The following is a 22,686-nucleotide window of genomic DNA, read 5'->3' as shown; positions in this document are numbered from 1 at the left end:
GCAGGACCGTTACAAGAAGATCGTCGCCCGGACGGAGGCGATGGATACGTTGTTGGTGGAGGTCTTCGTCGAGTCCCATGCGGTCCCCCCGAAGGAGATCGTGATCGATGTGGACGCGAGCGATGATCCCCTACACGGGGATCAGGAAGGGCGTTTCTTTCACGGGTATTACGGCCACTATTGCTATCTGCCATTGTATTTCTTTTGCGGGGATCGGTTGCTCTGCGCGCGTTTGCGGGAGGCGGATGAGGAACCTGCCACCGGGTGCGTCGAGGAGCTTTCCCGGATTGGTCGGCGTCAATTACTTCTTTCGTTGAACGACAATTAGAAGTTTCGTTTTGTGCCTTGGTGTGGTTACGGGATGCCTAAGCCGGACTTATCCACGCCTTGTCCACGGGACCGCGTGCCTCTAACACTGGCGGGACGGTGGGCAAGGGGTGGATAAGTCCGGCCCCAAAGGTTCGAGGAAACGGTTCCCCTGTCGTCCTGGTTCGCCGCTACGCATTGCCTACGCCGCCTTCGTCGGTTTCTCGCGCACTCGCCTTTGAGCTGCTTCTGCCCGGTAGCTCGGGACAGTAAGCTCCAAGATCACCGAGTGGTGCACCACCCGCTCAATGGCTGCCGCCGTCGTCATCGGGTCCTTGAAGATCTGGTCCCACTTCGAGAACACCAGGTTACTGGTGATCATCACGCTCCTGCGTTCGTAGCGCGCGGCGAGGAGGGTGAAGAGCACCTCCATCTCGGAGCGGTCCTGCTGCACGTAGCCGATGTCATCGAGTGCCAGGCACGCGAAGCGGTCGAGGCGCTGCAGCTCGCGTGACAAGCGCAGATCGCGCTTTGCCTCGAGCAATTTCTCCACGAGCTCGGAGACGGCGGTGAAGAGCACCGCATGGCCGGCGCGCACGAGAATGAAGACGTACCGGGCGAGGGTGCAGTGACCTCCGCCCAGGAAGCCAAGGCCGAACTCTACAAGGAGCTGGGCTACCGCCTGATCGGAATGGTAGGTCAAGACCTGACGGTCGCCCGCCCCATGGTCAAGGCCAAGGGCACATCGTTCAGGTCATCGGACCTGGCGGTAATACTGTGAGACGTTGTATCGACACCGCAAGTAGAGCCCGACGCCTCGCCGGTTACCGGGGCACCCGTTGCCGGGGGTTTACCGGCAGGAGAAGCGAATGTCAACAGAGAAACTTACCGTTACCTTGACCGGGCGTCGTCCGGTCACCATCACCAAGGCCGACTGGCCCGTAATCGCTGAGGCCAAGGCCTGGGATAATACCTACGAGTTCCAAGGTCAGAAGTGGCGCCTCGTCGTGCGACAACACGCCGATGGGCGAGCCATAGTTTACGGCGTCCACACGAGCAACTACCAAAACGCGAAGGATGCCCGAGGCGGCGAGCTGCTAGAACCTGGAGACGACATCCCGGTCGCGGTCCACCGCGTAGCCGAGAGCCTCGACTTTGAACCTCGGCTCGCCGAGGAGTGCATCGCCGACTTGCCGGCAGACGAGATTTAGCCCGCCTCCCCACGCAGCGTGGCACACACCCTGTCAACTCTGCGTCCAGCTCATCGAGCCGAGCGGGAAGACGGTGAAGACTTTGATTCGGTATCGTTAACACTACAACCGAAAAGCCCTCAAGCGGTACGCCCAAAGGCACAGCGATGCCAGTGCGAAACATAGCGTTCGTGATCGGGGCAGGCGCAAGCAAGGAGGCGGGCCTTCCGGTTGGTGCCGAGTTGAAAAACTCCATCGCCGCCGCGTTGCGCGCACCCTATTATGGTGGCCTTGGCGTTCGCATGGACAGCGGCGATGACATGATTGTTGAAGCCCTGCATTTGGCGGTTGCAGCGGAAGCTCCCGCCGCACGCGACATCACACCTTACGTCCACGCGGCACGGCGAATTTGCAATGCGATGCCACTAGCCATATCGATCGATAATTACATCGACGCACATCGGGGTGACGCCAAAATCGAGCTTTGCGGCAAGCTAGCAATCGTCAGCACCATACTCGCGGCAGAGAAAGCCAGCCTACTGTACATAAGCTCAGTGACGCATGACAACACGATCAACTACGGCCGACTCGACGGAACGTGGTTCAACACCTTTTTTCAGTTGCTTACTGAGAACTCCACATTGAGCAATCTCAAGGAGCGGTTATCTTCAATCGCACTCGTGATCTTCAACTACGACCGCTGTGTTGAGCACTACCTGTATCACGCGCTACAGAACTACTATCCACTTAGCGCAAACGATGCAGCGCTGCTCTTTCAGAGCCTTGAGATCTACCATCCATACGGAACCGTAGGGGCATTACCTTGGCACAGCCGAACAGACGCGGTGGACTTTGGTGCCACCCTCGACGCGAATGAATTGCTTAACCTCAGAGGTCGCATCAAGACTTTTACCGAGGGTACAGATCCCGCGTCGAGCGAAGTCACTGCCATACAAGCAAATACGCGGGCGTCTAGCACGCTCGTTTTCTTGGGCTTCGCGTTCCATCCTATGAATCTCGATTTACTGATGCCATTGCCGAAAGAGTCCTCTGGCGAGACGGCAACTGAAAGAAAGGTTTTTGCAACGGCGGTTGGGATCTACGAGTGACGCCGGAGTCATCTCAGATGATCTCGTTGTCCGCGGTAGCTTCCATCCACGCAACGTCAAAATCCGACCGGACCTGACATGTGGTCAGCTATTCCGCGAGTACTCGCGCAGCATGTCGTTGCTACCTAGATAGCTGGACCCCCTTCCCCACGCAGACGCAGGGGGGGCACACACCCTGTCAACGAACAGGGGTTGACCCGGCTGGACGGCTAAGTCATGCTATGCAACCCCAACCCCACCAGCAAGCATTTAAGGTCGTGATGCCTAGCCAGAGCACAAATGTCTTTGTGTCCTATAGCCATGCTGACGCGCCGCTGGTTGCTCCGGTAGTTAAACTGCTCCGCGTTAACAAATCCCTCGTCTTCCAAGACATTGATAGCATTCAGCCGGGTAAGAGGTGGCGGAGCGAACTTGCCAAAGCCCTGGCTGAAGCCCATTTGGTTGTCGTGTTCTGGTGCGATCACGCTAGGCGATCGAACGAAGTGTCGAAGGAGTGGAAAGCAGCCATCGAGCAAAGAAAGGATCTCTTGCCCCTTCTGCTGGATGCAACTCCTCTGCCTCCAGAGTTAGAGTTTCAGTGGATCGACCTTCGAGAAGCGGTCGGCGCGAGCCACAGCTCGATCGACGGTGCGCGCTGGTTATCCGATATGCATCCGCAATGGAGTTTGCCAATCGTAAGGGCCGCAATCAAGCGTATCGTGATTGAGCTTGGGGCGGAGATACTTCGACGCACAGCATTGAGGCGACGCGAGACTGCGCGTGTTCCCAGGGCACTTAGAGGCGAGCTTCAGGAACTTCGGTATACAGTTGCGTTCGTGGCGTACCTTATTCAGATGGATTGCGGCACCATCGATCGAAAGTATCTTGAATGGTTCCGAACCGTTACTACAGCTCTACGACACCGGTCGGTTGCGGGTGCCCCTGTTGCAGAGGGTCGGGTCCTTGGCGCAGTCGAAATGCAGCTGGGCCTAACCGACGATCAAATCGCTACACTCGCCCAGCACAATAGAGCAAGTACCGAAGGGGCGCTTAGCGTCAAGAAGTATGCTCTGCCGCTTCTGGACAGCCGCGTAGGATCCCTATGGGAGCTTGAGGAGAGCCTTCAGAAGCATCTGCTTGAGGTTCGAGCCAATCTCGACAGATTGGATTCGACACGAAGACGTTCGGCCACCTATGGCGGCGGGGCGGAGTTACTGGTCGCGGAACCCCCACGATCGCGGATGTCAGCTTGACCTCAACGGACCAGGTAGCGAAGGTGCTCTTCGAGCGGTGGGGTCTCTGACGCCCGTGAAGCAGACCGACGCCGGCAAGGACTCCACGGACAAGGAGACGCTGCACGAGCTGTCGTATCGACCACCTCCTGGCGGCGGAGTCGAGAACTTCGTCCGGGTGTTCAGTGCCTCGCGGTCGGTTCGCAATACCGCCTCGGGTAGTCGGCCCGTCCGCGGTACCCTTGTTATAGTCGAGTGAGGTGCGGATGGCGGCCGGGCCGATCGTACCCACCCTGGGCCGCTTTAGAGCCCCGTGGCGCCTCTCAGCCGACGTGGGCAGTACCCTTGGGGCCCTGGCCTTTGCCGCTGGTAGCGTGGCCAAGGGCGTGCCCGCTCTACGTTCTCTACTCTCTTGGCCGGCAAGTCTCCGACGGATTAGCGTCTTCTTTTCCGAAGCTCGAACCGTGACGCCCAACCATTCGTCCAGCGGACGCAAAAAAGCGGCGCGAGTGGCTCGCCTCGGAACCCGCGTACACAGCTAACCGGATCCGCCGCTGGATCAATGCGGTCTCAGCGAGCGCGCCACGAGCCCGATCCCGCCGGCGAGCAGTACCAGCATAAGAATGGTGTCGAAGAGACTCGTAGGCCGGAAATAGATGTGCAGGTTCATGATGTCCCGGCCACGATGATCACGGCCCCACCGAACGTCATGAGCCATCCAAGGATCGACTTGCCGTTGAAGAACAGGATCCCGCAGCCGAGGACGAGCGGCACCAGCGACAGCCCGAAGGCATTGTGGCCCCAGAACGCCCAATAGCCGCTACTGACCGTGACACTGCTGGTCAACCAGTAGCCGCCGGCCACGGCCATCCCCAGTCCCAGGAGGAACTCACCGATCCCGCCCGGCGTACCGCCGGCACCACGGGGTCGCGTTGTCTGTTCGAGGGGTTGCATGCTGGCGCCCAGCCTCCGGGCGGAGCCCGCCACGGTTCCTACTGCATTGATTTTGAGCCTATACTATCCTCGAAATCCTTCAGGTCCAAATCTGTCAGGTGTTCCACCCCTCCGGTATCGAGTCCCTATGAGCAGACTCCTCAAGACCTTGGCGAGCATCGGGCTGGTCGAGCTCGACGAAGCGGACCGCATGAGGCCGGAGGGCGCTCTGGAGGACGGCGGCGCGGTGCCCGGTAGTACCTCGGAGGCGGAGACGGGTGCGGCGGACACGGGGGTTCGCCCCTACGAGCCCGCCCCGGTGGACCCCGAAGCCGCCGCCGATCCGGACGCCTTGGAAGGACGTCCGCTCGCGGACATCTATACAAAGGCGCAGGTCCCTCCCTCCCCCTACAGCGCCGAAAAGCTGCTGAAGCTGCTCGAGGGGCTCCGCACCTTGGACCCGTCCACGCGCAAGGCGGCGGTCCTGGCTATGGATACCGCAGACGAGGACTGGGCGGTGGAGGATGCCGTGCGCGACGCAGAGCACAAGATCCGCGCCCTGGAGCAGTCGGGAGCCGCCTTGATCGATGTGGTGAAGCGTGCCGAGGCGCAGGCCAAGGTCGATGTCGAGGCCCAGGACCGCTATCAGCATGAAGCGACCTCCTCGATCCGCAAACAGATCGCGGATCTCGAGGCCCTGCTGGCGCGCGAGATCGAGAAGGTGGCAGGGGAGCGGGCCGGCATCCAGGCACGTCTACAACGCACCAAAGAGGCCTGCGGACGCGAGACCAAGCGTTTCCGGGAGGAGATGGCGCGCTTGCAGGAGATCCCGGGCAGCTTCGGCGCACCCACACGGTCCTCTCGATCGCAGAGTCCAGACGCGGAGAAATGATCCTATGGCACAGTTGACACCGTTAGCGAAGGGATTGATCGCCGTGATCATCATCGGCGGTACCGGCGCCGCGGCCTGGAACATGGGCCTGCGCGATCTGCTGAGCGAGGGCGGCAAGACCGAGGGCCCGGCCGTCGCCACCGGCGAGCCTGCGGTCGGACCGGAGCGGCCGGCCACCACGGCGCCCGAGGAACACGCGGCCGAGGTCCCGGCGCCCCCGCCCCCACCCGCGGCCAAATCGCCGCGCGGCGGCCCGCTCGGGTCCGAAGGCGATCCGCTCAAGGTCTCGATCGTGAGCTTCCACGGTTACGCCCCCGCGCTCCTCGCCAACGGGAAGTCGCTCAAGACGACGTCTGGATCCATCTTCGATCAGAAACGGGTGTCAGTCGAGTTCGTGATCCAGGACGACATCCCGACCTTGACGACCATCTTCGAATCGGGCGCCGCCCATTGCGCGTGGCGCACCAGCGATTTCTGGGCCCAGGAGCAGCCCAATCTGCGCAATGCCGGTCTCGATGGCCGCGCCATCGTGATCGTGGACAACACCCAGGGCGGGGACGCCGTGATCGCGCGCGATCCCGACCTCACGCGCATCGAGGACCTCGCCGGCAAGAAGGTGGCGCTGCTCCAATATACGCCCTCCGACGGCATGGTCATCGACGCGGTGGAGAACTCCAGCCTCTCCCCGCGCAAGAAACAGTCGATCGATTATGTCTACATCAACGTAGACGAAGGCACGGCCGGGGTGCGCGCAGCCTTCGAAAGCGGCCAGGTGGATGCGGCCGCCCTGTGGGACCCGGACCTCTCGCTGGCCCTCGAGAAGGTGCCGGGCGCGCACGTGATCTACTCGACGCGCATCGCCACCAATCTCATCTACGACGTGATCGTGTGTGACCAGCGTCAACTCCAGAAACCCGAAAACGAGGCCACCTTCCAGAACTTCGTGGCCGGTTGGCTCGCGGGCGTAGAGGCCGCCAAGGCGCGTCCCGAAGAGGCCGTCGAGGCCCTCATCAAGACCGAGGAGTTCTTCGCCCTCCTGGCCAGGGAGGAGGGCCGGCCCTTCATCCTGAGCATCTTCAAGAACCTGGTATGGACCGATCTCGCGGACAACGCCCGTATCCTGGGCCTCTCCGGCGACACCAATCATTACGAGCGTGTCTATCGCCGTTTCGACGGCATCTACCGCCGCGCCGGGGCGCTCGCCAACCCCAAATCGCCGGTCATCAACCCAGAGGACTCCTTCGACTATCGCTTCATCAAGTCTTTGCTCGCCGCGGACGCGGCCGCGAACGCAGAGGCCGCCAAGCCGGCCTTCACCTTCACCGCAGCCGAGCGGGAACAGGCCGCGACGCGCGAGGCCAGCGTGACCAAACCGGTCCTGGTGAGCTTCGCGAGCGGCGTGGCGGCGCTCAACAGGCGCGCAGAGCGCACCATCGACGAGGAAATGGTGCCCTTTATCGAGAACAACGGCTCGGCCTATTTCGAGGTGTCCGGCAATACCGATTCGACCGGTCCGCGCGAGGTCAATCAGCGTTTGTCTAAATCACGGGCGGTTGCGGTGGTGGATTATCTGGTCTCGCAGTGGGAGTTTCCCCGCGAGCGTTTCGTCGTGAGCGGTAACGGTCCCGATAAGCCGCTCTGCAACGAGGCCAATCCCGCCACCGAAAACCTGAGCCTGGAGGAGTGCCGGGCCACCAACCGGACGACGCGCGTCGCGGTGCTGTCGCGCTGACCTCCATGTGGAACCCGTATCTTCTTGTCCCGGCGCGCCGCCGCCGATGGTTGGGGCTTTCCGCCGTGGCCACCGTGGTGATGGTGTGGGCCGTGATCACCGGGCTCGGGCTCGTCAGCCCGAACAAGCTGCCCGCGCCATGGGCCGCGGGCAAGGCCTTCCTGTACCTCGCCTGGGACGCCGAAACGGGCCGCAGTCTGCTCTTCACCGCCATGCTGTGGTCGGTGGGACGGGTGCTCGCGGCCGGTCTTTTGGTGGTCATGATCGGCGTTCCCATCGGTGTCATGATGGGCGCCTCCCCCTATATCAACGCCTGCCTCTCGCCGCTCGTGGACCCGTTCCGCTCGGCGCCGATCGTGGCGCTCCTGCCCATCTTGGTGATGTGGCTCGGGATCGGCGAGGCGATGAAGATCGTGTTCCTGTTTCTCGGTGCCGTGGTGTATTTGATCCCCATGGTCAGAGATGCCATCGTCGCGGTCCCGAGCACCTATTGGATCAGCGCCCGCGATCTGGGCGCGACCCCCTGGGAGGCGATACGGCACGCGGTACTGCCCATCGCCATGCCGCGCATCGCCGATGGCATCATCGTTTCGATCTCGGTCATGTGGACCTACATCACGGTCGCCGAGTACGTCAACGCCAAGGTCGGGCTGGGCCAGCTCATCCAGAACGCGCGGCGCTTCTCGGCCATGGATCAGGTCTTCGTCGGGATCTTCGTCATCATCGCCCTGGCGCTCCTGACCTATGCCGTCATGACGGCGATAAAAAAGAGACTTTATCCGTGGGAGACGGCCTAGTGCGACGAAACGCCCGCATCGTTGCCCCCGCACCGAGCGTTCCCTCCTTTGAAAAAGGCGGGTCAAGGGGCATGTATGTTCTCAGCAGCCCCCAGCTCGCGTCAGTGCCGGGAGCACCGGATAGGTCTGTACCCATAGCCACACCTCCGTATTAGCACGAGCCGATCGGTTGATCTATACTTGTATACTGGGGTCGAAGGCGATGCTACACAGAGTCCGGATCCAGTGGAATAGGCCGATTCTACGCAGCACACTAATTTCTGATTCTGTCTAATACAACTGTTAGACGCTACGCAAACCAAAGGCATGAATGTATAATGGCACGATGCCAATGAAACCGAAGGTGACGGGCATGGAAACAAAGGCTATTACTATTCGCGTCACCCTTGAAGCAGCGTCTGCTTACGAGACAGCACCTACCGAACAACAGCGAAAGCTTGATGCCTTGCTCAGCCTGAAACTCGCTGAAGCAGCCGACGCCGTGAACGCCGTCGCTTTTCTGAGCTTCCTTGTCCGGCGCGGCTGATCTTGTTCACCTCAGTATCATGAAGGTATTCCCATTGGAGGAGTCATATGTCCCTTCCGTCTCCCTTGATTACACGTTCAGAGCAAGTCATGAGCGGGGTGGTCGTCTTTTCTGGGACTCGCGTGCCCATGCAAACGCTGCTTGATTATCTCGAGGAGGGTGATCGTCTGGATGACTTTCTCGAGGACTTCCCAACCGTCAGTCGTGAGCACGTTATTGCGGTACTGGAGCTGGCGAAGGAATCCCTGATAAGTTATGCGAGTGCTGCTTGATGAGTGTGTGCCACGGCGTTTCCGGCGCGAATTGCCACAACACGAGGTGCGAACGGTTCCCGAGATGGGGTGGGCATCGAAACAGAACGGAGAGCTGCTCCGGTTAGCGCAGTCCCGGTTCGACGTGTTTGTCACAACGGATCAGCGGCTCAGCTATGAGCAATCCGTAGCCAGCGTGGCGATCGCGGTAGTGGTATTGGTGGCGCGCCGCAACAAGTTCGAGTTTCTTCGTCCGTTGGTTCCCGAACTCGAACTGGTATTGCATGAGGTACGGCCGGGTGAGGTCAGGCGGGTGGGTGTCTAGCTCTGCGCTCCAGAGGACGCGCCAAAAAAGGGGCGTGCGGTGATGTGGCTCGGGATCGGCGAGGCGATGAAGATCGTGTTCCTATTTCTCGGTGCCGTGGTGTATTTGATCCCCATGGTCAGGGATGCCATCGTCGCGGTCCCGAGCACCTATTGGATCAGCGCCCGCGACCTGGGCGCGACTCCCTGGGAAGCGATACGGCACGCCGTCCTACCCATCGCCATGCCGCGCATCGCCGATGGCATTATCGTCTCGATCTCGGTCATGTGGACCTACATCACGGTCGCCGAATACGTCAACGCCAAGGTCGGGCTGGGCCAGCTCATCCAGAACGCGCGGCGCTTCTCGGCCATGGATCAGGTCTTCGTCGGGATCTTCGTCATCATCGCCTTGGCGCTCGTGACCTATGCCGTCATGACGGCGATAAAAAAGAGACTTTATCCATGGGAGACGGCCTAGTTCGACTCTGCGCTCGCATCGTTCTCCCGCGCTCCGCGTTCCCTCCTTGGAAAAGGTGGGTCAGAGGGCACGTGTATGTCCTCGGCAGTCCCCGGCTCGCGTTTCTACCGGGAGCACCGGATGCGCAAACCAAAGGCATGAATGTATAATGGCAAGATGCCAATGAAACCGAAGGTGACGGGCATGAAAACAAAGGCTATTACTATTCGCGTCAGCCCTGAAGCAGCGTCTGCTTACGAGACAGCGCCTACCGAACAACAGCGAAAGCTTGATGCCTTGCTCAGCCTGAAACTCTCTGAAGTGATGCGAGCGAAACGACCCTTGGAAGTCATCATGAATGAGATGAGCCGCAAAGCCCAAGAGCGTGGGCTAACTCCAGAAATTCTGGAATCCGTTTTGAGTGAGCACCCGCGCGGTCCGCTGAGCTGGGCCGTTAGCCGCGAGAGCCTAGCATACGGAGCCATGGTATGCCTACGGTACTGAGGTCCGGACCCTATCGCTTTTTCTTTTACGCGAGTGACCGCAATGAACCGCAGCATGTCCATGTTGAGCGAGACGATAAAATCGCTAAGTTCTGGCTAGAACCAATTCGATTACAGAGCAGCGGTGGGTTTTCGCGCGTCGAGATGGTGCGGATCGAGAAAGTGGTGAATGATCACCGAGTTGAGCTAATGGAGACCTGGAATGAGTACTTCGGCCATTGAAATAGAAGTCCCCTTTGCCGAAAACGTCACGGTGTCGGACGACACGCTTTGTGTCGACCTCAGCGATGGGCGAAGCATTTCTGTTCCGCTCGCATGGTATCCGCGGCTATCGCACGGGTCATCGGTTGAGTGGAAGCGCTGGCGCATGATCGGTCGGGGGGTGGGCATTCACTGGGAAGATCTAGACGAGGACATCAGCGTCGAAGGTCTATTGGCAGGTAAGCGGTCGGGCGAAAGCCAGGCTTCATTCAGCAATTGGCTGGCGAAACGGTCTGAACGGTCGGGGACATAGGTAACTAGCCGATGGAACCGAGGCCATCTAACCCTGTCGCCGCTCGTGGACCCATTCCGCTCGGCGCCGATCGTGGCGCTCCTGCCCATCCTGGTGATGTGGCTCGGGATCGGCGAGGCGATGAAGATCGTGTTCCTGTTCCTCGGTGCCGTGGTGTATTTGATCCCCATGGTCAGGGATGCCGTCGTCGCGGTCCCGAGCACCTATTGGATCATCGCCCGCGACCTGGGCGCGACCCCCTGGGAGGCGATACGGCACGCGGTCCTGCCCATCGCCATGCCGCGCATCGCCGATGGCATCATCGTCTCGATCTCGGTCATGTGGACCTACATCACCGTCGCCGAGTACGTCAACGCCAAGGTCGGTCTGGGCCAGCTCATCCAGAACGCACGGCGCTTCTCGGCCATGGATCAAGTCTTCGTCGGGATCTTCGTCATCATCGCCCTGGCGCTCCTGACCTATGCCGCCATGACGGCGATAAAAAGGAGGGCTCTATCCATGGGAGACGGGCTAGTTCGACTAGACGCTCGCATCGTTCCCCCCCGCGCTCCGCGTTGCCTCCTTTGAAAAACGCGGGGTAGGGGGGCTCGTGTATGTTCCTCGGCGGCCGCCGGCTCGCATCCGTCCCTGGTCCGCCCGGAAGGTCTGTACCCATAGCCACAACCTCGTTGCTAGCACGAGCCGAGCAGTTGATCTATACTTCGGTTGAAGGCGATGCTACACAGAGTCCGGATCCAGCGGAATAGGCGGATTCTGCTTAGCACACTAATTTCTGATACTGTCTAATCAACTTGTTAGCGGTTATAGTTACTAATTGAAACCAACCTGGTATATCGAGAGTCATATGAGCGCTATCAATCTCTCTGAAGTCCTAAAACTTCCCGTTCAGGAACGCATTCGCATCGTCGAAGCCATCTGGGACAGCGTTGCGGAGCACCCCGAGCAAGTTGAACTGTTGCCGTGGCAGGCTGAAGAGCTTGATCGGCGCATCGCCGCATATCAGGCCAATCCCTCTGAAGGCATTCCCTGGGAGGAGGTCAAACGCCGTATCCTCGGTGGCGCGTGATCCTGCCAATCGTTTTCCGGCCTGAGGCGCTGGATGATCTACGCTGAAGCGTTTCAGTGGCATGAACAACAGCGTTCCGGCTTGGGTGCGGAGTTATGGCGGCGGTCGATGGCAAGTTGCAGCAAGTCCAAGCTGGCCCAAACCAGTTTCCTCGCGCGCGTGGCCTCATCCGTCGGGCTATCGTCCATCGCTTTCCATACGGCATCTTTTTCGTTGCGCATTCTGAGTTCATTAACGTCACTGCGATCATGCACCATGCGCGGGATCCGAAGCATTGGCGTAGACGTGCGCAGGGTAACCGCTAACAAAGCCCGGCGCGGCTGATCTTGTTTCGTTAGGGTTCAACGGTGAACGCGCTGGTACTCGAAGATGCCCGTGAGTATGTCTTTCCGGTGTTCTCAGTTCGCGCGCAGGACAATGGCGTCTTTCTTGAATCCCGTACGTTCTTGGGGACAGGGTTCTTTGTCACCAAGCGCGGAGACGCCATTACTGCCAGTCACGTTATTCCGACGCCTGATGAGTTGAAAGAAAGAAGCCGCCTCATCGCAATCGTGCAGGTCGATGGCGAGGCGAAGGTGTGCTGGATTACCCGCGCCGCGAAGTTCGCGTTGTTCGACATTGCTCTGTTTCACGTCAACTTACCGGAGACGCAATACCTTCCAGTCTCAACAGAGCAAGTGGCGGGGGGAGCGGATATCCAAGTGATCGGAATTCCTAGCCATGAAGTCTGGGCTTCGGGGAAGGAGATGCGTCTTCTGAAGGGACACGTCACGCTCTCGGCTAGGCACTTAGAGCTAAACTTCCCTGTGCCTGCCGGCATGAGCGGCGCCCCGGTCTTTCTGCATACTAAGGTTATCGGCTACGTTACCGGGACAGTCCGAAGCGAAGAGATTGAAGAGGCGAACGAAGAGATAGACGAGGTCGAAAATGGCCGGGAGGTCATTCGAATAACCGAGATTCGTAGAATCATTCACTATGGCCTCGCCTATCCGTTCTCCCACATGAGCGCTGTCCGCGATCCAGTCCTCGAAGGCAAAACCTTCTTTGAATTCATCGCCACGCAGAATGATGAACCCTAAGCTGCCAATGAACCCCACCGTCCAACAGCGGCGCTTAGCTTGCTGTTGGCCGGCGACTTATTGGGGGCGTTAGGCCTATGAGAAAACCATGATCTTTGAAATCGCGCTTGGCGTTTTCTTGGGCATCGTCCTCGCCGTGCTTACCCTGAAGCATTGGAAGCAACTCGTGGCCAATTTGCAATCATTGATTGCCGGGTCGTTTGTGGTATTTAGGGGTTTGGTAGTTTTTGGTCTACTGATACTCGTAGGGGTTCTGGTTTGGTTAAATCTTGAAACAATCGCCGTCTTCGCGGGCGCGCTCGCAGCAGTCGCCCTTATCTATGGCGTTCCGTTCTGGGCCTACACCCGAGTCTCAACAAAGTATCCAACTTTTGGTCTTCTGTTGAAGGGCGAACCTCCGTGGGACCGCCCGGTCCGTTTACCTCTTCGCTTGGTAGTAATGGGCGTTTTCGCAGTTGCTGTCGCGGGTCTTGGTATCGGTGCGCTAATGGCAAGTCTCTCTCTCGTCGACTGCTTCCATGCACTCATTAATACGAAAGCCGATGCCGTGAAACGCCACAGGCCTTGGGATCAAGTTCTTGGGGGGCGCGGCTCAAAAAGGCGTTAGCTCCTCGAATGCAGCCATGCCACTCGACGTCTACCGCAAAACCAAAGATGGCCGGATTGTCTACGGGAAAGGATTTTCTGCGTTCATCCACAACGGCAATTACTACCAAACCGTAATTTCGGTATACGAAGACGGCATGGTTGACTGCTGGGGTTTGGTCACATTCGAAGAGTTCCGGGAAAAGGTCGCCGAAGGGTGGGTGGTAACAAGGGTCCCTCGAGGTGCGCATATCTCCTGTCATCATCTGTACTTCGGTAAATGTTTGCTCAACTTCCCCGTCACCGAGACGGATTTCGTTGGCGAACTCCAAGACGAAGTCAAGCGCTTGCGAGGCGAAGATGATTCATCGACCTTATGTGTGAAGGCCTTTGCCGAGTTTTTGCGGGCGCCCACTTTGGCCAATCGAGAGTGCCTCCGTTTCACCTATAGTTTCATCCCGACACATCTGCGAATCTACACTCTTGGCGACATGGACTCAAAGGATGCACCGCTCAGGCGAATCATCGCAGACCAGGCCACGGATGCAGACATTCAGGCCTACCGGCAGCAATATAAGCACTTGCTGGACAAGGAAGGCTAACTGCGCTGCACTGCACCGGCGCGCTCCTATCGTCGCGCCCGGTGAGCTGGGGCGTTATGCTTAATTTTCGACGGCAGAACCTATACATTGCGCGCATATAAATCAGATAGCCCGAATATGGACCTGCTGACTCCTACTTTGAAAGGACTGCTCCAAAAACAGCACCTCGACTTGCCAGCGAGCGGATGGCGCCTACAGTATGAGGTTGATGAGTGGGAGGAAAAGATAAGGGAAATATGGAAGCTCCACATTGAAGTATTCGTTCCTAAAACACTCTCGAATGAGTTCTCTGCCATTCATGCAGAGATTTATACAGTTGTGCGTACTCCTGAGCCAGACCCAGATGTTATTGGTCGGGTTTACAGTCATGAATCAGGTGAGCTAAATATCTATATACCTGTCGAGAAACTTGGTTTTCAAAGTCTAGTATCTTCGCTCCAAGCTAAGCTGGACCAAACACATAGCTTTGTTATCCGAATTACTACCAAGAAAAGCCTTGCCGAACTCAAAACAATGGATTACATCGTTATAACAGACGTCCTTTTCGATTTCGTCAATAAAGAAGATGATACGATGTCTCAAAACACTGCTCGCCACCAAGAAGAGCTTGATGTGCTAATGTCCATAAGACTTGCGCTATGGTTAATTTTCGTGCTTGGCGTAATTGCATTGATCAACCGTGCGTTTGCCTAACCCGTCGTTTGACACGGGTGCCCTAAAAAGCGGGGCGCCGGTCAACTCCAACGGTTAGGCGCCAAAGATTACGGCCGTGTTTCAGACAAGGAATCTTGAACCTATTATTGAGCTCTTCAATTTCAAGAAGAAGCGTGACGTCGTGCGCCATTGCAGAACGCTTGTGGTGTACTCCGGCGACCTTGCCTCACTATTCTTAGCCAGTCGAGCGGGAGTCTTAGCCCGCGTAGGTTGGGGTGAGGAACGAACCCCAACGCTTCGGCTTGTGCGTTATGTTGGGGTTCCTTCGTCACCCCAACCTACGAGCTACGAGCTGTAATTAGAAACAAACTGGTGTATCCGGAATCATATGAGCGCTATCAATCTCTCTGAAGTCCTAAAACTTCCCGTTCAGGAACGCATTCGCATCGTCGAAGCCATCTGGGACAGCGTTGCGGAGCACCCCGAGCAAGCCCGAGTAGGATGCGCTGAGGTACGAAGCGCATCTGTCGTGTGATGTCCCGCGACTGATGCGCCTCCTTACGTCGGCATATCCTACGGTTGTTTACATGGCGCTAACCGTAGGCCTAACATTTCATTCAACTAGGACTGGCGCGATAAAACCGGGCCAGCCGGTTAATGCTCACATTCGGCGTCTGCGTGTGGGTTTTGACAAGCTCAAAGGTGCGGTGTAGACTCAAATGAAATGAACATCAAAGAGATAGAAGGTGCTATCACTCAACTGCCAGCCAAAGGGTTGGCTGAGTTGATGGCGTGGCTGCAAGTATCATGCGTAAGCTTGGGACAAGCAGATTGAGGATCACTTGGAAGCAGGTCGTCTGGATGCATTACTTGCTGAGGTTGATAAAGAGTATGAGGCAGGATTGGCTCAGCCGCTATGAGGCATCTGACCCTGCCGCGCTCTTGGCAGCCCGCGTTGGGGTGAGGAACGAACTCCAATGCTTCGGCTTGTGCGTTATGTTGGGGTTCCTTCGTCACCCCAACCTACGAACTACTAAAGGAGAATCACTATGGGCTGGATCGCTGACCTGCTGAAAGAAATACCCAGCGCGGCGCGCTATAAGTCCGAGCTTGAAGCAATGGAAAAGGAGAATGCTGCACTTAAAACTAAGGTATCGGTTCTTGAGGCGCGCATGGAAGAGTTGAGGCAGGAAATACAGCGGGAAGACGACATAGTTCAAAAAGAAAAAGCGCATGTACAGCACCTCGAAGAAACAAGAGAGAAAATCCTAGTACTCGTGTCACAGCAGGGAAGCATCACTGACGCCCAAGTAGCACAGGCCACCGGCATTGGTGAGCAGCTAGCCACTTTCCATCTCAATGAACTCGAAAAAGCAAAACTGATTCAATCCATCCGCACCATGAGTTCCAATCCGTTTGGTTCTGGGTCGCCACCCACGCGGTGGCGCATCGCTCAAGCTGGTCGCGCCTATTTGGTTTCTCATGAGCTGCTCAAGTAAAGGCGCAACCAGTTGTTACCGCCGAGGGCTTCGCCGCTGCGCGGCTCAGCCCCGGCTGAAATCCGGCGTTGGGCTTCGAGGGTAAATGAAAACCGAAGCAGCAAAGGATCGCTGCACCCATCGACGGGGAAGCAGATAGCCCATGAGCTCCCATCAAACGCCAATAGAGAACAGTCATGGCCAGACGCTGCGGGTTGGGTAGGTGGGTGGCGAGGACCGCAAGCACCGCACGGGGTCGCCTCAGCAGAGGAGCCCAGGGCTGATCTATAATAGGGTCAACCTCTTACCATCGGCAACCCCCAGCCAGGCCGCGCCGTAACATCGACATGATCTCCGATCCCCGGCCCGCGCCGACCGCCGCCGATCACGGCGCCAGCATCGAGCTCAAAGGCGTCGTGCAGGAGTTTCCGAGTCCCGAGGGTGAGGGGGTCGTGCGGGTGCTCGATGGCATCGATCTCCAGATCGAAAAGCCCGGCATCTACATGCTCTTGGGCCCCTCGGGCTGCGGCAAATCGACCTTGCTCCATATGATGGGCGGGGTGCGGCCGGTGGACCGGAAGTTTCCCACTGCAGGGCAGGTCTTGATCGACGGCATCGTCTGCGAGGCTGCGCACGAGGATGCCGTGATGGTGTTCCAGCGCTACGCCAACCGACCCGATCTCGACGTCCGCGACAACATCGCGTTCCCGTTTCGTTTCAAGCTCTGGAAGCGACGAGTGGTGGCGCGCGAAGTCCAGGACCGGGTCGATCGGATCATCGCGGCGGTCGGCCTCACCGATAAGGCCGCGCTCTTCCCGGCGCAACTCTCGGGCGGGCAGAACCAGCGCGTGGCCCTGGCGCGCGCCCTGGTCTTGCGACCGCGGATCCTGCTCATGGACGAGCCCTTCGGCGCCCTGGACGCGCAGATCCGCGAGGAGATGCAGGACCTCTTGGTCTCTTTATGGGAGCAACAGCGCTGCGTGATCATCTTCGTGACCCATGACGTGACAGAAGCCCTGGTGCTGGGCGACCGGGTCATCGTGCTCTCGACCCAGCCGGCGCGCATCGCCGACGACTTCTATATCAGCGAGCCGCGCCCGCGCTTGTCCGCCTGGCAGCGCTCGGGCGAGGCCGTGGCGTTCGAGGAGCGTATCCTCGACAAGCTCCACGCCGCCGGCGGCAAGGGGCAGGTGCGCGTGTCGATATGAGCGCGGGTGCCATCTGGGAACGTGAGCAGGGCGCGGAGCCGGTCTCCTATGTGAAGGAGATGCTCACGAGCCAGACGAGCCTGCATGGATTCCTGGGCGCGCTCGCCACGGGTACCCTCCTGGCGTTTCCCTACGGTTTCGGCGTCGCGACCATCCCGGTCCTGTGCTTTACCGCCGCCCTCGGCATCGCCGCGATGTTCGTGCCCAATTCGGCCCGTTTTCGCCACAAGATCGATCGGGTCAAACGCGCCGAGCGCCGGGAACAGGCCCGTGCTCATTTGATCGACGAGATCCGGCGGCGCGCGCCCGAGGATCCGCTGTGGGAACTGTACGACGGCTTGTGCCAGCGCGTGGCCTCGCTGTACCGGATGGCGCGCGGTCGTGAGGGTGGATTGAGCGGCGGCGATCTGGAACGCCTGGACGATGCTACGGTGGATTTTCTCGGACTGTGGCTCGGACGCCTCACCATGAGCGAGCGCCTGGAGACGCTGAACGAGCGCGCATTGAGAGAAAAACTCAGGTCGATCACGGCCCAGCTCGAGAAAAACGGCGAGCCGGCCAACCGCAAACACTTGCAACAGGCCAGGGCGGACATCGAACGCATCCTGACCCGCCGCGAGCGCCTGGTGGCGCGCCAGGCCGCAGTGGAGGCGGCGCAGCTCTCGCTCGCCGACACCTTCGACGAGGTCTACCAGGGCGTGATGACCCATCCCACCGGCGGCGACATCGGCCGACAACTTCAGGAGGCGGTGGAACGCCTGCACATTGAGGAGGACCTGGACCTCGGCGTCGAGGAGGAGCTCGAACCCGAGGGCCTGGTCGGAGAGGGGCAATCCCATGAAAGAGATCACGCGCGAAGGGCTGCAGCGGGTCTACGACTTCGAGCGCGAGAACAAGGTCGTTCTTGACGCTTGCCGCGCCGCGACGGTCGATGTCCTGGCCGTGCTGCGCTTCATGGGGCGCTATGCGGCCTGGAACGGTCTGTTTGGCGCCGGTGTGGCCGCGCTCGCCGGGAAGATCGGACGCAGCCGGCGCCTGTTCCTGGACCGCGCGGAACCGATCTCGGCGCTGGCCGATCGCAGCGTCCTGGTCGCCAGTTATTTCTTCGATGCGGCGCGCGACGAGTTCGATGACCGCGATACCGCGCATCGCGATACGCATCGCTGCCTGGCCCAGGCCCTGCTCAAAGGCATCCTCTTGTACGGCCGGCGCGAGCGGACCGAATGGAACGATCCCGCCTTCGTCAACGCCCTCCTCTGCGAGCCCGTGTGGCTACAGGCGCTCACCGCGCGGGTAGGCCACGGCTATGGTGCCATGAGCCCCGACGAGCTGCCGGCGATCTTCCGGTGCATGGGGTATCACCTGGGGTCCGAGGTGCTGGCCGATCAGGAGTTCTCGATCATCGACCTGGCGCTCGCGACCCATTGTCCGGATCTGGTCGTCGATCTCCGCCACACCGAGGTCGAGATCGCCGGGCGCCTGCACTCGGCCTACCAGTGGTTCAGCATCCACTCGGGGCACGGCGGCGCCGTCGAGGCCGAGCACTTTGCCTGGGCCACGCGCGGGGCGCGCCTAGCCTTCGATTATCTCGAGCCCGATCTCCATGACCCGCTGCACCAGCAATTGCTCCTGGGTTTCGTGGATTTCACCCGTGACCATCGCGAGTTTTTCGAAAACGTCAACAGCCCTTGATTCTTGCATAACCCATGTTGTACAAGCTGAGCAATCTATAAGTCCCTTCTCCCTCCGGGAGAAGGTTGGGATGAGGGGAATAAAATCAAACACTTTCACCGATAATTTTGATCCCCTCACCCCAACCCTCTCCCGGAGGGAGAAGGGAGAAAAGACAGTCCCTATCCCGGAGAGACAGGGACCTTGGAGGGGTATCCGTAATTTCAAATATGTTTCGCTATACTGTGGAGGAGGTTCACCGTGGCAGAGATCAATCTATTCAGCCGGCTGAGCAATCTTTGGAAGGGTTTCGTATCTCTGTGGATCGCCGACGTGGAGAAGAACCACCCGGAGATCGCTTACGAGAACGCCATCAACGCCATGGTGACCAAGTACACCAGGCTCAAGTCCGCGACCGCGGCGATCATACGGCGCCGGGAGGAGATCGAGGACCGCGTCGAGAGGGAACAGAAGCTCCTGGCCCAGATCACGGCCGATCTCACCACCGCGCTCGACACCCAGCAAGACGATCTCGCAGTGGTCGTGCTCCAGAAAAAGAACGCCGTGGAGGCAGAGCTGGCCGGCCTGCAAGGCGAAATGGCCCAGGCCAAGGCCGATGCCGACGAGGCCAAGGACTCGCTGACGGCCGTCATGGCGGAGATCAAGCATCTCAAGGCCGAGAAGGACCGCATGCTGGCCAAGGTGAAGAGTGCCGAGGCCCGCATCCATATCCAAGACCAGCTGGACGGCCTGTCCGTGGACGCCGAGGTCAAGGCGTTAGACAACGTGCGCGAGCACATCAAGAACCGTCTCGCCGAGGCCGATCTCGGCAAGGAATTGCGGGAATCGGATCTGGATCGACGACTGGCGGCACTGCGTCGGCAAGGCGGGGTCGCCACGGCGCGATCGCAGCTCGATGCCCTCAAGGCGGCGCGCGCGCAGGAGGCCGAGGGCGCCAAGCGTTCGCTGTGAGATGAGCACAGCCGCACCCGCCCCCTTGCCTCCCTGGGCGGAGGACATCCGCGGCAAATACCTCGCGGGCGAGGCCTCGGTGTTCGTGCTGCACCTCAATGTCTTCGACCAGGTGCTGCACGAGGGGCGTTATTACTCGGTCACGGACTTTCTCGGCCGGGTGTTACTCTGGCCCACCAAGCGCAACATCATCGTCTACGATCCGGCCGCGGGGGTGAGCCTCCTGCGCCAATCCGAGGAGCTGGCCAAGGTCGAGGCGCTCAGGGGGGCGCGAACGCCGCGCGAGGTACTGCCGCTCCTGGAGGCGATCTTGTTCTCGGCGAGCGGCACCGCCCTCATCATGACCTATGCCGGCGCCCTGGTCCCCGCCGGCGAATTCCATTTCCTGAGCGAGCAGGACCGCATCAACATCGTCACCCTGCACCGGTGGTCGCTCTCCAAGGAACTGGCGGACAAAGACAACCTGGTGTTCCTGCAGACCGAGATGCTGTCCGAGCTGAGCTCTTTGCTCATCGGCAACCCGCGCATCGCGGCCATAGAGGTCCCCTTGCCCGACCCGGGTGTGCGTGCCGACGTGATACGCAAGAGCGATGCGACCTTGGAGGCCACCGAGATCGAGTTACTGGCCAAGCATACGGCCGGTCTGCGCGCGGTGCAGATCGCCGCGTTGCTGACACCACGCACCTCCAGCGAGACGGATGACGCTGAGCGGCGTGATTTCATCGCGTCGCTATTGGGCTCGGGTCGCGACGTCGGCAGCCGCGCGGAAAAGCTCGCCGCACTGACCCGCGGCCTGCGGCGCGAGGAGATCCGGCATCTGATCAACCCCGATCAAGCCCTGCCGGAGCCTGATCCGGCCCATGCCTGCACCGAGGTGTTGGCGCTGGTACACCGGCGCAAGCGCGAGATCATCGAAAAAGAGTGCGTCGGCCTGATCGAATTCGTCGAAGGCGCCCACGATCTTTCCGCCGTCGGCGGCAACGAGCACATCAAAGCCGAGTTGCGCCGGATCGCCGAGAGTATCAAGGCCGGAGAGCGCGCGCGGATCCCCATGGGGCTCTTGTTTGTCGGACCCATGGGCACCGGCAAGACCTTCGTCGCCGGCGCCTTCGTACGCGAATCGGGACTGAGCGCGGTGAAGCTCAAAAACTTTCGATCCAAATGGGTCGGTTCCACCGAGGCCAACCTGGAAAAGGTCCTGAGTCTGGTGCGCTCGTTGGGCCCGATCATCTTGATCATCGATGAGGGCGATCGCGCCTTCGGCGGTGGTGACGAAGAGGACGGCGGGACCTCTTCGCGCGTCATCGCGCGCCTGAAGGAGTTCATGAGCGATCCCGAGAATCGCGGACGGGTGCTGACCGTCCTCATGACCAACCGCCCCGACAAGCTCGATGTCGATATCAAGCGCGCCGGGCGCCTAGATCGCAAGATCCCGTTCTTCTATGCCGGAGAGGCCCAAGAGATCGAGCAGGTCCTCGCGGCCCTGCTGCGGCGTCATGCGATAGCTCACGATATGGACTGGCCCCGCGATCGTGCTGTGTCGGAGCCGCTGATCGGCTATTCCAACGCCGATCTGGAAGCCGTGTGCCTGCTCGCCCACGACCTCGCCCAAGAGCAATCGGGTCGCGTCACCGCCGAGATATTCCAGCAGGCCGTGGCGGATTACCTGCCGCCACGCGACACGCGCATGCTGGAATACATGGAGCTCCTGGCGGTCTTCGAGACCTCACGCCGCTCGCTCGTGCCCGACCGCCTGCGCCATCTCAGCAGTGCGGAGTTAAACGAGCGGCTGCGCGTTCTGCGTGGCGAGCTACGGATCTAGCGGGGTGTCTCCGGCCGAACGGCGAGAAGGGCCTGTCCTGAGCGCAGTCGAAGGGCCCGGCACGAACGGCTTTCAACAATTGCACGTATGGGGCCACGGCAGGGGGCGTGGCAATAATAGGTATAGACCTCGCCGTAGCAAGCGGTCCTGGCCCAGTATAATGGGTCGGTCGCCGAATTGGGAGGTTACCGCATGAGCAGGAAGAGGATAGTCGATGTCACGGTCATGGTGGATGATGACCATAAAGACAACTTGGCCAAGGTGGCTCGTGACCGCGTCGTTGGGCGACGAGCTCTCGGGTGGGCGCCTGCAGGCGTGTGACTTAGAGCTGCCCGCCGCGAGCGATGGTCTCGTCCTGAACCTTCAGGACGAGATAGCTGTCGTTCATGAAGGCCACCTTCCCTTTAACCTCGGGCCCTTTGATCTGACGCACGTCGAACGGCCTCCTGAACACGACGTAATCCACGCTGAATTCGTTCTCGAGCGATTCCAAACGTGCTCGATCCATCTCGGCGTATCCGGCCTCGGCTTCCTCGACGGTCTTGAGATCGGGCTTGCCGCTGATACGTCCCAGGCGACGATACCATTCGATGAGCTCGAATGGCTTCCAGGGCGTGGTCTGCCAATCCACGACCACGGCACGCTCGGCAAACAACCGGAACGATTTCAGGTTCGGGGGGATGAGGAACTGCGATGGGTGAAGATCTTTTTTAACGACAACAGATCAATAGGTTATGAGCGAAAATGCTTGGAAGAGAGGGCACTCCGTGGTAGGTATGGGTTTCTCTAGATCATACGTCCCACAAAGGAGGCCCTCTCATG

Annotated in this window: 29 protein-coding genes and 2 pseudogenes; 28 read left to right on the top strand and 3 right to left on the bottom strand. The window is 59.6% G+C overall.

Going from position 1 to position 22,686, the window contains the following annotated elements:
• Positions 1-256: pseudogene (locus tag M3461_06260) on the top strand (transposase).
• A 252-nt stretch (positions 257-508) separates the two neighbouring features.
• Here M3461_06260 and M3461_06255 read toward each other — a convergent pair.
• Positions 509-868: pseudogene (locus M3461_06255) on the bottom strand (ATP-binding protein).
• 21 nt (positions 869-889) lie between these two features.
• Between M3461_06255 and M3461_06250 the strand changes: the two are divergent.
• The 5 genes from M3461_06250 (at position 890) to M3461_06230 (ending at position 4,075) form a co-directional block, all read left to right on the top strand.
• Positions 890-1,087 carry a hypothetical protein gene (locus tag M3461_06250; GenBank protein ID MDQ3773982.1) on the top strand — a complete coding sequence of 66 codons (198 nt, stop codon included), beginning with the start codon at positions 890-892 and terminating at the stop codon, positions 1,085-1,087.
• Between the two features lie 88 nt (positions 1,088-1,175).
• Positions 1,176-1,517 carry a hypothetical protein gene (locus tag M3461_06245; GenBank protein MDQ3773981.1) on the top strand — a complete coding sequence of 114 codons (342 nt, stop codon included), beginning with the start codon at positions 1,176-1,178 and terminating at the stop codon, positions 1,515-1,517.
• Between the two features lie 146 nt (positions 1,518-1,663).
• Positions 1,664-2,605 carry a hypothetical protein gene (locus tag M3461_06240; GenBank protein MDQ3773980.1) on the top strand — a complete coding sequence of 314 codons (942 nt, stop codon included), beginning with the start codon at positions 1,664-1,666 and terminating at the stop codon, positions 2,603-2,605.
• Between the two features lie 260 nt (positions 2,606-2,865).
• Positions 2,866-3,837 (top strand): toll/interleukin-1 receptor domain-containing protein, encoded by a 972-nt coding sequence (locus tag M3461_06235; GenBank protein ID MDQ3773979.1) that lies wholly within the window; start codon positions 2,866-2,868, stop codon positions 3,835-3,837.
• 55 nt (positions 3,838-3,892) lie between these two features.
• Complete coding sequence (locus tag M3461_06230; protein MDQ3773978.1) at positions 3,893-4,075, top strand: hypothetical protein; 183 nt, start codon at positions 3,893-3,895, stop codon at positions 4,073-4,075.
• A gap of 407 nt (positions 4,076-4,482) precedes the next feature.
• Here the strand turns inward: M3461_06230 and M3461_06225 are convergent, their stop codons facing one another.
• Entirely contained in the window at positions 4,483-4,770 is a 288-nt protein-coding gene (locus M3461_06225; GenBank protein ID MDQ3773977.1) for a hypothetical protein, read from the bottom strand.
• A 127-nt stretch (positions 4,771-4,897) separates the two neighbouring features.
• Between M3461_06225 and M3461_06220 the strand changes: the two genes are divergently transcribed.
• The 22 genes from M3461_06220 (at position 4,898) to M3461_06115 (ending at position 21,864) form a co-directional block, all read left to right on the top strand.
• Complete coding sequence (locus M3461_06220; GenBank protein ID MDQ3773976.1) at positions 4,898-5,641, top strand: hypothetical protein; 744 nt, start codon at positions 4,898-4,900, stop codon at positions 5,639-5,641.
• A gap of 4 nt (positions 5,642-5,645) precedes the next feature.
• Entirely contained in the window at positions 5,646-7,373 is a 1,728-nt protein-coding gene (locus M3461_06215) for a phosphate ABC transporter substrate-binding/OmpA family protein (protein ID MDQ3773975.1), read from the top strand.
• Between the two features lie 5 nt (positions 7,374-7,378).
• Positions 7,379-8,170 carry an ABC transporter permease gene (locus tag M3461_06210; GenBank protein MDQ3773974.1) on the top strand — a complete coding sequence of 264 codons (792 nt, stop codon included), beginning with the start codon at positions 7,379-7,381 and terminating at the stop codon, positions 8,168-8,170.
• Positions 8,171-8,501: 331 nt separating this feature from the next.
• A complete protein-coding gene (locus M3461_06205; protein MDQ3773973.1) occupies positions 8,502-8,696 on the top strand; it encodes a hypothetical protein in 195 nt (64 codons plus the stop codon).
• A gap of 47 nt (positions 8,697-8,743) precedes the next feature.
• Positions 8,744-8,968, top strand: coding sequence for a DUF433 domain-containing protein (locus M3461_06200; protein ID MDQ3773972.1), 225 nt, complete (start codon positions 8,744-8,746; stop codon positions 8,966-8,968).
• Positions 8,952-9,272: a hypothetical protein gene (locus M3461_06195; GenBank protein ID MDQ3773971.1), complete on the top strand. Its 321-nt coding sequence runs from the start codon at positions 8,952-8,954 to the stop codon at positions 9,270-9,272. Before M3461_06200 ends, M3461_06195 begins: the two co-directional genes overlap by 17 nt.
• A 42-nt stretch (positions 9,273-9,314) precedes the next feature.
• Entirely contained in the window at positions 9,315-9,731 is a 417-nt protein-coding gene (locus M3461_06190; protein MDQ3773970.1) for an ABC transporter permease subunit, read from the top strand.
• A 162-nt stretch (positions 9,732-9,893) separates the two neighbouring features.
• Positions 9,894-10,214: a hypothetical protein gene (locus M3461_06185; GenBank protein ID MDQ3773969.1), complete on the top strand. Its 321-nt coding sequence runs from the start codon at positions 9,894-9,896 to the stop codon at positions 10,212-10,214.
• Positions 10,199-10,435, top strand: coding sequence for a DUF4160 domain-containing protein (locus M3461_06180; protein MDQ3773968.1), 237 nt, complete (start codon positions 10,199-10,201; stop codon positions 10,433-10,435). The genes M3461_06185 and M3461_06180 overlap by 16 nt, the downstream gene beginning before the upstream one ends.
• Complete coding sequence (locus M3461_06175; protein ID MDQ3773967.1) at positions 10,416-10,727, top strand: DUF2442 domain-containing protein; 312 nt, start codon at positions 10,416-10,418, stop codon at positions 10,725-10,727. The genes M3461_06180 and M3461_06175 overlap by 20 nt, the downstream gene beginning before the upstream one ends.
• Positions 10,728-10,772: 45 nt before the next feature.
• Positions 10,773-11,294 (top strand): ABC transporter permease subunit, encoded by a 522-nt coding sequence (locus M3461_06170; protein MDQ3773966.1) that lies wholly within the window; start codon positions 10,773-10,775, stop codon positions 11,292-11,294.
• Between the two features lie 277 nt (positions 11,295-11,571).
• Complete coding sequence (locus tag M3461_06165) at positions 11,572-11,793, top strand: addiction module protein (protein MDQ3773965.1); 222 nt, start codon at positions 11,572-11,574, stop codon at positions 11,791-11,793.
• A gap of 347 nt (positions 11,794-12,140) precedes the next feature.
• On the top strand, positions 12,141-12,872 hold the full coding sequence (locus M3461_06160; GenBank protein MDQ3773964.1) for a serine protease: 732 nt from the start codon (positions 12,141-12,143) through the stop codon (positions 12,870-12,872).
• 88 nt (positions 12,873-12,960) lie between these two features.
• Positions 12,961-13,479, top strand: coding sequence for a hypothetical protein (locus M3461_06155; GenBank protein ID MDQ3773963.1), 519 nt, complete (start codon positions 12,961-12,963; stop codon positions 13,477-13,479).
• Between the two features lie 16 nt (positions 13,480-13,495).
• On the top strand, positions 13,496-14,059 hold the full coding sequence (locus tag M3461_06150) for a hypothetical protein (GenBank protein MDQ3773962.1): 564 nt from the start codon (positions 13,496-13,498) through the stop codon (positions 14,057-14,059).
• A 117-nt stretch (positions 14,060-14,176) separates the two neighbouring features.
• Positions 14,177-14,752 carry a hypothetical protein gene (locus tag M3461_06145; protein MDQ3773961.1) on the top strand — a complete coding sequence of 192 codons (576 nt, stop codon included), beginning with the start codon at positions 14,177-14,179 and terminating at the stop codon, positions 14,750-14,752.
• A 1,010-nt stretch (positions 14,753-15,762) separates the two neighbouring features.
• Positions 15,763-16,212: a winged helix-turn-helix transcriptional regulator gene (locus M3461_06140; protein ID MDQ3773960.1), complete on the top strand. Its 450-nt coding sequence runs from the start codon at positions 15,763-15,765 to the stop codon at positions 16,210-16,212.
• Positions 16,213-16,538: 326 nt separating this feature from the next.
• Positions 16,539-17,399: an ATP-binding cassette domain-containing protein gene (locus M3461_06135; GenBank protein MDQ3773959.1), complete on the top strand. Its 861-nt coding sequence runs from the start codon at positions 16,539-16,541 to the stop codon at positions 17,397-17,399.
• Positions 17,396-18,307: a hypothetical protein gene (locus tag M3461_06130; GenBank protein MDQ3773958.1), complete on the top strand. Its 912-nt coding sequence runs from the start codon at positions 17,396-17,398 to the stop codon at positions 18,305-18,307. The genes M3461_06135 and M3461_06130 overlap by 4 nt, the downstream gene beginning before the upstream one ends.
• Positions 18,237-19,091 (top strand): hypothetical protein, encoded by an 855-nt coding sequence (locus M3461_06125; GenBank protein ID MDQ3773957.1) that lies wholly within the window; start codon positions 18,237-18,239, stop codon positions 19,089-19,091. The genes M3461_06130 and M3461_06125 overlap by 71 nt, the downstream gene beginning before the upstream one ends.
• Before the next feature lie 240 nt (positions 19,092-19,331).
• The gene (locus tag M3461_06120) at positions 19,332-20,042 is read left to right on the top strand and encodes a PspA/IM30 family protein (protein MDQ3773956.1); all 711 of its coding nucleotides are present in this window, start codon (positions 19,332-19,334) and stop codon (positions 20,040-20,042) included.
• Position 20,043: 1 nt separating this feature from the next.
• Positions 20,044-21,864, top strand: coding sequence for an ATP-binding protein (locus tag M3461_06115; protein MDQ3773955.1), 1,821 nt, complete (start codon positions 20,044-20,046; stop codon positions 21,862-21,864).
• Positions 21,865-22,186: 322 nt separating this feature from the next.
• On the opposite strand, the gene M3461_06110 is transcribed toward M3461_06115, so the two are convergent.
• The gene (locus M3461_06110; protein MDQ3773954.1) at positions 22,187-22,519 is read right to left on the bottom strand and encodes a hypothetical protein; all 333 of its coding nucleotides are present in this window, start codon (positions 22,517-22,519) and stop codon (positions 22,187-22,189) included.
• Positions 22,520-22,686: the final 167 nt, after the last annotated feature.

The sequence above is a fragment of the Pseudomonadota bacterium genome (genome assembly GCA_030860485.1).
GTDB lineage: Bacteria > Pseudomonadota > Gammaproteobacteria > JACCXJ01 > JACCXJ01 > JACCXJ01.
This window is presented reverse-complemented; position numbering and strand designations above follow the sequence as displayed.

What these genes read in the sequence shown, in the direction of transcription:
- M3461_06175 (MDQ3773967.1), top strand. Translation starts at nt 10,416, where the DNA reads ATGAGTACTTCGGCCATTGAAATAGAAGTCCCCTTTGCCGAAAACGTC.
- M3461_06190 (MDQ3773970.1), top strand. Translation starts at nt 9,315, where the DNA reads ATGTGGCTCGGGATCGGCGAGGCGATGAAGATCGTGTTCCTATTTCTC.
- M3461_06210 (MDQ3773974.1), top strand. Translation starts at nt 7,379, where the DNA reads ATGTGGAACCCGTATCTTCTTGTCCCGGCGCGCCGCCGCCGATGGTTG.
- M3461_06200 (MDQ3773972.1), top strand. Translation starts at nt 8,744, where the DNA reads ATGTCCCTTCCGTCTCCCTTGATTACACGTTCAGAGCAAGTCATGAGC.
- M3461_06140 (MDQ3773960.1), top strand. Translation starts at nt 15,763, where the DNA reads ATGGGCTGGATCGCTGACCTGCTGAAAGAAATACCCAGCGCGGCGCGC.
- M3461_06135 (MDQ3773959.1), top strand. Translation starts at nt 16,539, where the DNA reads ATGATCTCCGATCCCCGGCCCGCGCCGACCGCCGCCGATCACGGCGCC.
- M3461_06185 (MDQ3773969.1), top strand. Translation starts at nt 9,894, where the DNA reads ATGAAACCGAAGGTGACGGGCATGAAAACAAAGGCTATTACTATTCGC.
- M3461_06180 (MDQ3773968.1), top strand. Translation starts at nt 10,199, where the DNA reads ATGCCTACGGTACTGAGGTCCGGACCCTATCGCTTTTTCTTTTACGCG.
- M3461_06125 (MDQ3773957.1), top strand. Translation starts at nt 18,237, where the DNA reads ATGAAAGAGATCACGCGCGAAGGGCTGCAGCGGGTCTACGACTTCGAG.
- M3461_06220 (MDQ3773976.1), top strand. Translation starts at nt 4,898, where the DNA reads ATGAGCAGACTCCTCAAGACCTTGGCGAGCATCGGGCTGGTCGAGCTC.
- M3461_06165 (MDQ3773965.1), top strand. Translation starts at nt 11,572, where the DNA reads ATGAGCGCTATCAATCTCTCTGAAGTCCTAAAACTTCCCGTTCAGGAA.
- M3461_06225 (MDQ3773977.1), bottom strand. Translation starts at nt 4,770, where the DNA reads ATGCAACCCCTCGAACAGACAACGCGACCCCGTGGTGCCGGCGGTACG.
- M3461_06250 (MDQ3773982.1), top strand. Translation starts at nt 890, where the DNA reads ATGGCCGGCGCGCACGAGAATGAAGACGTACCGGGCGAGGGTGCAGTG.
- M3461_06215 (MDQ3773975.1), top strand. Translation starts at nt 5,646, where the DNA reads ATGGCACAGTTGACACCGTTAGCGAAGGGATTGATCGCCGTGATCATC.
- M3461_06130 (MDQ3773958.1), top strand. Translation starts at nt 17,396, where the DNA reads ATGAGCGCGGGTGCCATCTGGGAACGTGAGCAGGGCGCGGAGCCGGTC.
- M3461_06155 (MDQ3773963.1), top strand. Translation starts at nt 12,961, where the DNA reads ATGATCTTTGAAATCGCGCTTGGCGTTTTCTTGGGCATCGTCCTCGCC.
- M3461_06115 (MDQ3773955.1), top strand. Translation starts at nt 20,044, where the DNA reads ATGAGCACAGCCGCACCCGCCCCCTTGCCTCCCTGGGCGGAGGACATC.
- M3461_06150 (MDQ3773962.1), top strand. Translation starts at nt 13,496, where the DNA reads ATGCCACTCGACGTCTACCGCAAAACCAAAGATGGCCGGATTGTCTAC.
- M3461_06195 (MDQ3773971.1), top strand. Translation starts at nt 8,952, where the DNA reads ATGCGAGTGCTGCTTGATGAGTGTGTGCCACGGCGTTTCCGGCGCGAA.
- M3461_06145 (MDQ3773961.1), top strand. Translation starts at nt 14,177, where the DNA reads ATGGACCTGCTGACTCCTACTTTGAAAGGACTGCTCCAAAAACAGCAC.
- M3461_06205 (MDQ3773973.1), top strand. Translation starts at nt 8,502, where the DNA reads ATGAAACCGAAGGTGACGGGCATGGAAACAAAGGCTATTACTATTCGC.
- M3461_06240 (MDQ3773980.1), top strand. Translation starts at nt 1,664, where the DNA reads ATGCCAGTGCGAAACATAGCGTTCGTGATCGGGGCAGGCGCAAGCAAG.
- M3461_06245 (MDQ3773981.1), top strand. Translation starts at nt 1,176, where the DNA reads ATGTCAACAGAGAAACTTACCGTTACCTTGACCGGGCGTCGTCCGGTC.
- M3461_06235 (MDQ3773979.1), top strand. Translation starts at nt 2,866, where the DNA reads ATGCCTAGCCAGAGCACAAATGTCTTTGTGTCCTATAGCCATGCTGAC.